This is a genomic window from Streptomyces xiaopingdaonensis (genome assembly GCF_000262345.1).
In the GTDB taxonomy this organism is placed as follows: domain Bacteria; phylum Actinomycetota; class Actinomycetes; order Streptomycetales; family Streptomycetaceae; genus Streptomyces; species Streptomyces xiaopingdaonensis.
Genome location: NZ_AJTQ01000316.1, coordinates 1 through 6,908, shown reverse-complemented (window position 1 = coordinate 6,908; position 6,908 = coordinate 1). Strand labels below are relative to the sequence as shown.

6 protein-coding genes and 1 pseudogene are annotated in these 6,908 nt (G+C 72.2%); all 7 read left to right on the top strand.

What is annotated here, in order from left to right; all coding sequences use genetic code 11:
• A pseudogene (locus UWG_RS30940) lies at window positions 1–270 on the top strand (ribosome maturation factor RimP); the annotation flags it as partial.
• Window positions 271–272: 2 nt separating this feature from the next.
• Window positions 273–1,289, top strand: coding sequence for a transcription termination factor NusA (gene nusA, locus UWG_RS0124445; RefSeq protein WP_016909825.1), 1,017 nt, complete (start codon window positions 273–275; stop codon window positions 1,287–1,289).
• 73 nt (window positions 1,290–1,362) lie between these two features.
• The gene (locus UWG_RS32350; protein ID WP_078495723.1) at window positions 1,363–1,707 is read left to right on the top strand and encodes a YlxR family protein; all 345 of its coding nucleotides are present in this window, start codon (window positions 1,363–1,365) and stop codon (window positions 1,705–1,707) included.
• Between the two features lie 187 nt (window positions 1,708–1,894).
• A complete protein-coding gene (infB, locus tag UWG_RS0124440; RefSeq protein WP_016909824.1) occupies window positions 1,895–4,891 on the top strand; it encodes a translation initiation factor IF-2 in 2,997 nt (998 codons plus the stop codon).
• A gap of 204 nt (window positions 4,892–5,095) precedes the next feature.
• A complete protein-coding gene (locus UWG_RS0124435) occupies window positions 5,096–5,392 on the top strand; it encodes a DUF503 domain-containing protein (RefSeq protein ID WP_016909823.1) in 297 nt (98 codons plus the stop codon).
• 16 nt (window positions 5,393–5,408) lie between these two features.
• Window positions 5,409–5,912, top strand: coding sequence for a 30S ribosome-binding factor RbfA (rbfA, locus tag UWG_RS0124430; protein WP_016909822.1), 504 nt, complete (start codon window positions 5,409–5,411; stop codon window positions 5,910–5,912).
• 2 nt (window positions 5,913–5,914) lie between these two features.
• Window positions 5,915–6,853, top strand: a complete 939-nt coding sequence (gene truB, locus UWG_RS0124425) for a tRNA pseudouridine(55) synthase TruB (protein ID WP_016909821.1) — start codon at window positions 5,915–5,917, stop codon at window positions 6,851–6,853.
• Window positions 6,854–6,908: the final 55 nt, after the last annotated feature.

Below are 6,908 nucleotides of genomic sequence, written 5' to 3'. Positions count from 1 at the left end.
CTCACGGAGCAGGCGGGCGGCGGCGAGCTGACGGCGCGGATCGTCTCCGTCGACGAGGAGGGCCTCGACCTTGAGGTCCCCGGCGTCAAGGGCAGGAAGCCCACCGCCCGCCGGCTCCGGTTCGACGAGATCGCCAAGGCGCGGGTGGAGATCGAGTTCAACCCCAAGCCCTCCGGGAGCGCGCGGGACCAGTCCGCGGCTGCGCGCGACCGCAGGCGCGTGGAAGCCGACGACGTGACCGCGGACGCCGAGAAGAACGAGGAGGCGTAGCCGTGGACATCGACATGAGTGCCCTGCGCGGGCTGGTGAGAGAGAAGGAGGTCTCCTTCGACCTGCTGGTCGAGGCGATCGAGTCGGCCCTCCTCATCGCGTACCACCGCACCGAAGGCAGCCGCAGGGACGCGCGCGTGGAGCTCGACCGGAAGACGGGGCACGTGACCGTCTGGGCCAAGGAGAGCGCCGACGAGCTCGCAGAGGGCGCCGAGCCCCGCGAGTTCGACGACACCCCCACCGGCTTCGGACGCATCGCGGCGACGACCGCGAAGCAGGTGATCCTCCAGCGGCTGCGCGACGCGGAGGAAGAGGTCACCTTCGGCGAGTACGCCGGCCGCGAGGGCGACGTCGTCACCGGCGTCGTGCAGCAGGGCAAGGACCCGAAGAGCGTGCTGGTGGACATCGGCAGGCTCGAGGCGATCCTGCCGCCCCAGGAGCAGGTGCCGGGAGAGACGTACCCGCACGGGATGCGGCTGCGGACCTACGTCGTGCGCGTCGTCAAGGGCGTGCGCGGCCCGTCCGTCACCCTCTCGCGCACCCACCCGAACCTGGTGAAGAAGCTCTTCGAGCTGGAGGTTCCCGAGATCGCCGACGGCTCGGTCGAGGTGGCGGCGATCGCTCGCGAGGCGGGGCACCGCACCAAGATGGCCGTCCGCTCGACCCGTGCCGGGCTCAACGCCAAGGGCGCCTGCATCGGCCCGATGGGCGGCCGGGTGCGGAGCGTGATGGCGGAGCTCAACGGCGAGAAGATCGACATCGTCGACTGGTCGGAGGACCCGGCCGAGCTCGTCGCCAACGCGCTCTCGCCGGCGCGGGTCAGCGAGGTGGAGGTCGTGGACCTCGCCGCCCGCTCGGCGCGTGTGACGGTGCCCGATTACCAACTCTCCCTCGCCATCGGCAAGGAGGGGCAGAACGCCCGTCTCGCCGCTCGCCTCACCGGCTGGCGGATCGACATCCGTCCGGACACCGCCGAGGCCGGCGAGGGCGCGACGGGGCAGCCGGTCGAGCAGGGCTGAGCGCGCGGTTCCCTGTGTGAGGGTGGTCTCACCCCCCGCCCACGGTCTGGATGCAGAGAGGTAGACTGAGGAAGTGTCTGGCCGGACGCGAGCTCGTGCATGCCCTGGGGTATGTCCTGTGCGTACCTGTGTGGGGTGCCGGGAGCGCGCCGGCAAACCCGAACTCCTGCGTGTGGCACTGGTAGGGGGGCGATGCGTCCCCGACCTACGCGATACGCTGCGCGGGCGGGGTGCTTATCTGCACCCCGCATCGGCCTGCCTCGAGCAGGCCGTCCGTCGTAAGGCGTTCAACCGGGCTTTCCGGGGTCCGGGACCTTTCGACACCGCTGAACTGCGCGAGCACCTCAAGCACTTCGAGGAGACCGGCCGGCGGCCGGCACCCCGGAGCGGGGCGAGCGCGGAGGGGGCGGATCGGTAGGTTCCCGGGTGGGGAAGGATCGGGCAGCACCGTAAGACAGCCTGCACGGGCCCCGTGCGGGACGAGGTACCTCGCGAGTGGGAAGTAGGTCGAGATTGCGATGAGCACTCGATGAGTACGCGATGAGTACGCCCATGCATAAGTAGCGAAGGTCCGGCGGACGATCCCCCGGGCCGTAAGGAGCGAAGTGGCTAAGGTCCGGGTATACGAGCTCGCCAAGGAGCTTGGAGTCGAGAGCAAGGTCGTCATGGCCAAACTCCAAGAGCTTGGTGAATTCGTCCGTTCGGCGTCCTCGACGATCGAGGCGCCGGTTGTCCGCAAACTGACAGACGCACTTGACGCGGGCGGCGCGGGGGGCGCCAAGAAGTCCGCGAAGCCGGCGGCGCCGAAGAAGGCGGCCGCCAAGCCCGCCGCGCCCAAGCCGGGCGCCGCGGCGCCGAAGCCGGGTGCGCCCAAGCCGGGCCCGAAGCCCGGCCCGAAGCCTGCCGAGGAGCCCGCGCCGGCCGCCGACACGAGCGCCGCGCCGAAGCCCGGCGAGGCACCCAAGCCGGCACCGGGCGGCCAGGCTCCGTCGAACCCGGAGTTCACCGCTCCGCCCTCGAAGCCGGAAGCGCCGGCCCCGAAGCCGGGTCAGGCCCCCAAGCCGGGCCAGGGCCCGAAGCCGGGTCCGGGCGGCCAGGGCCGCGGTGGCCAGGCGCCGAAGCCGGGGCAGAGCCCGAAGCCGGGCGGCCGTCCGTCCGGGCCGCGTCCGGGCAACAACCCCTTCACGTCCGGTGGTTCGACCGGTATGGCCCGTCCGCAGGCGCCCCGCTCCGGTGGCGCGCCGAAGCCGGGCCAGGGTCCGAAGCCGGGCCAGGCGCCGAAGCCCGGGCAGGGTCCGAAGCCGGGTCCCGGCGGCGGTCCGCGTCCGCAGGCGCCGGGCGGCGGGCGTCCGAGCCCCGGCAACATGCCGCGCCCGCAGGCACCGCAGGGCGGCGGCCCGCGGCCCGGGGGCGGGGGCGGCGGCAACCGTCCCAACCCGGGCATGATGCCGCAGCGTCCTGCCACGGGACCGCGTCCCGGTCCGGGCCGCGGTGGTCCGGGTGGCGGCGGCGGTCGTCCGGGCGGCGGTGGCCGTCCGGGTGGCGGCGGCTTCGCCGGCCGTCCCGGTGGTGGCGGCGGCGGTCGTCCCGGTGGCGGCGGCTTCGCCGGCCGTCCGGGCGGCGGTGGCCGTCCCGGGTTCGGCGGGCGTCCCGGCGGTCCGGGTGGCCGCGGTGGTACGCAGGGTGCCTTCGGGCGTCCCGGCGGTCCGGCGCGCAGGGGGCGCAAGTCGAAGAGGCAGCGCCGCCAGGAGTACGAGCAGATGCAGGCGCCGTCGGTCGGCGGCGTGATGCTGCCGCGCGGCAAGGGCGAGACGGTCCGGCTGTCGCGCGGTGCCTCCCTCACCGACTTCGCCGAGAAGATCAACGCCAATCCGGCCTCGCTGGTGCAGGTGATGTTCAACCTCGGTGAGATGGTCACGGCGACGCAGTCCGTCTCGGACGAGACGCTGCACCTCCTCGGCGAGGAGATGAACTACGTCGTCCAGATCGTCAGCCCCGAGGAGGAGGACCGGGAGCTCCTGGAGTCCTTCGACATCGAGTTCGGCGAGGACGAGGGCGGCGAGCAGGAGCTGGAGCCGAGGCCGGCGGTCGTCACGGTCATGGGCCACGTCGACCACGGCAAGACGCGTCTGCTCGACGCCATCCGCAAGTCGAACGTCACCGAGGGCGAAGCCGGCGGTATCACCCAGCACATCGGTGCATACCAGGTGTCGACCGAGGTCAACGGCGAGGACCGGCGCATCACCTTCATCGACACCCCGGGTCACGAGGCGTTCACCGCCATGCGTGCCCGCGGTGCCAAGTCGACGGACATCGCGATCCTCGTGGTCGCGGCGAACGACGGCGTGATGCCGCAGACGGTGGAGGCGCTCAACCACGCCAAGGCCGCGGAGGTGCCGATCGTCGTCGCGGTCAACAAGATCGACGTCGAGGGCGCCGACCCGACGAAGGTGCGCGGTCAGCTCACCGAGTACGGCCTGGTGGCGGAGGAGTACGGCGGCGACACGATGTTCGTCGACATCTCGGCCCGCCAGGGCGAGAACATCGAGCAGCTGCTCGAGGCCGTCGTCCTCACCTCGGACGCCGCCCTCGACCTGCGGGCCAACCCGGAGCAGGACGCCCAGGGCCTCGCGATCGAGGCGCACCTCGACCGCGGCCGGGGCGCCGTCGCGACGGTGCTGGTCCAGCGCGGCACGCTGCGGGTCGGCGAGACCATGGTCGTCGGCGACGCCTACGGCCGTGTCCGCGCGATGCTCGACGACAAGGGCGAGAACGTGAAGGAGGCGAAGCCCTCCACCCCGGTGCAGGTCCTCGGCCTCACCAACGTTCCGGGCGCCGGCGACAACTTCCTCGTCGTCGACGAGGACCGCACGGCCCGCCAGATCGCCGAGAAGCGCGCGGCCCGCGAGCGGAACGCCGCGTTCGCCAAGCGCACCCGCAGGGTCTCCCTCGAGGACCTGGACAAGGTGCTCAAGGCGGGCGAGGTCCAGCAGCTCAACATCATCATCAAGGGCGACGCCTCCGGTTCGGTCGAGGCGCTGGAGTCCTCGCTGCTCCAGCTCGACGTCGGCGAAGAGGTCGACCTCCGCATCCTGCACCGCGGGGTGGGTGCGGTCACCGAGACCGACATCAACCTGGCGACGGGCTCCGACGCGATCGTCATCGGCTTCAACGTCCGCGCCGAGGGCCGGGCGACGCAGCTCGCCGAGCGCGAGGGCGTGGACGTCCGGTACTACACGGTGATCTACCAGGTCATCGAGGAGATCGAGGCGGCCCTGAAGGGCATGCTGAAGCCGGAGTACGAGGAGGTCGAGCTCGGCACGGCGGAGATCCGCGAGATCTTCCGCTCGTCGAAGCTGGGCAACATCGCCGGTGTCCTGATCCGCTCCGGCGAGGTGCGGAGGAACAGCAAGGCCCGGGTGCTCCGCGACGGCAAGGTCGTATCGGAGAACCTCAACATCGAGGGTCTGCGCCGCTTCAAGGACGACGTGACCGAGATCCGCGAAGGCTTCGAGGGCGGTATCAACCTCGGCTCCTACAACGACATCAAGGTCGACGACGTCATCGCGACGTACGAGATGCGGGAGAAGCCGCGCGGCTGATCCCGAGCGCACGGGACCGGGGCTGATCGGCCGCTCCCGGCCGCCCGTACGGCAGTCGTGCCGTACGGGCGGTCCGGGCGCAAATGCGTCGATCGGCCCCGGCCTTCGCGTGTACGGTGCCGATACCGCACTCTGGTGGCACGGCCACCGCGGAGTGCGGTCGGCATACCTTCAAGGCCCCGCGGGTGGCACGACCCGCTGTCTATGTACGTAGGGACGCTGTCCTTCGATCTGCTCCTCGGCGACGTGCGGTCGCTGAAGGAGAAGCGCTCCGTGGTCCGCCCCATCGTCGCCGAGCTCCAGCGGAAGTACGCGGTGAGTGTGGCGGAGACGGGGGAGCAGGACCTCTACCGAAGAGCCCACATCGGCCTGGCCGCGGTCTCCGGTGACGCGGGGCAGTTGAGCGGCCTGCTGGACCGGTGCGAGCGCCTCGTGGCGGCGCGCCCCGAGGTGGAACTGCTGTCGGTGCGGCGGCGGTTCCACGGTGAAGACGACGAATGAGCAAGGAGACGGACGAGTGGCCGACAACGCGCGGGCGAAGAGGCTGGCTGACCTCATCCGTGAGGTGGTCGCGCAGAAGCTGCACCGGGGTGTCAAGGACCCGCGGCTCGGCACCAACGTGACCGTCACCGACACCAGGGTCACGGGCGACCTCAGGGAGGCCACGGTCTTCTACACGGTGTACGGCGACGACGAGGACCGCAAGGCCGCCGCCGCGGGCCTGGAGAGCGCCAAGGGCGTGCTCCGCTCCGCGGTGGGCGCCGCGGCGGGCATCAAGCACACCCCGAGCCTCACCTTCGTCGCCGACGCGGTGCCCGAGAACGCCAAGGCCATCGACGAGTTGCTGGCGCGGGCGAAGGAGTCGGACGAGGAGGTCCGCAAGGCGTCCTCGGGCGCCGAGTACGCGGGCGGCGCCGACCCGTACCGCAGGCCGGAGGAGGGGCTCGACTCCGGCGACCCGGAGTCCGCAGCGGAGGACGACGAGCCGAGGCGGGACGAGCGCGGGAGCGAGGGCGCCTGACCGTGGCGGAGAAGCGGACGGACGCCTCGCTCAAGGGGACGCCCGGCGGACTCGTCGTCGTCGACAAGCCCGCCGGGTTCACCTCGCACGACGTCGTGGCGAAGCTGCGCGGGATGGCGAGGACGCGCCGCGTGGGTCACGCCGGCACCCTCGACCCGATGGCGACGGGGGTGCTCGTGCTCGGTGTCGAGCGGGCGACGAAGCTCCTCGGCCACCTCGCACTGGTGGAGAAGGAGTACCTCGCCACCGTCCGCCTGGGGCAGTCCACGGTCACCGAGGACGCGGAGGGCGAACTCACCGGCGCCGAGGGCGCCCGCGGGCTCGACGAGGACGCGGTGCGCACGGCGGTCGAGAAGCTCACGGGGGAGATCCTCCAGATCCCGTCGAAGGTGAGCGCGGTCAAGGTCGACGGGAAGCGGGCGTACGCGCGGGTGCGCGAGGGCGAAGCGGTCGAGCTGGCGCCGCGGCCCGCGACGGTCTCCGTCTTCGAGGTGCTTTCCTCGCACGAGGAGACGGCGGCGGACGGCACCCCCGTCACCGACCTCGTGGTACGCGTCGAGTGCTCCTCGGGGACGTATGTCCGGGCGCTCGCCCGGGACTTGGGCGAGGACCTGGGCACCGGGGGGCACCTGACGGCGCTGCGCCGGACGCGCGTCGGTCCCTACGGGCTCAGCGGGGCGCACACCCTGGAGCAGTTGCAGGCGTGTGTCGACGAGGGGCGGGAGCTTCCCGTACTCCCCGTCGGCGAGGCGGCCGCCGCGGCCTTCCGCCGCTGGGACGTCGACGCCGAGCAGGCGCGGCTGCTGGGGAACGGGGCGCAGTTGCGGATGCCGGAGGAGCTGGGGGGCGCGACGGTCGCGGTCTTCGCGCCCGGCGGGCGTTTCGTGGCGCTCGTCGAGCGGCGGCAGGGGCGCGCCAAGAGCCTCGCGGTCTTCGTCTGAGGAGCGCCGTCGCCCGTCGGCCGGCGGTCCGCCACCCGGCGGGGCCGGCCTGATC

What these genes read in the sequence shown, in the direction of transcription:
- UWG_RS0124435 (WP_016909823.1), top strand. Translation starts at nt 5,096, where the DNA reads ATGTACGTAGGGACGCTGTCCTTCGATCTGCTCCTCGGCGACGTGCGG.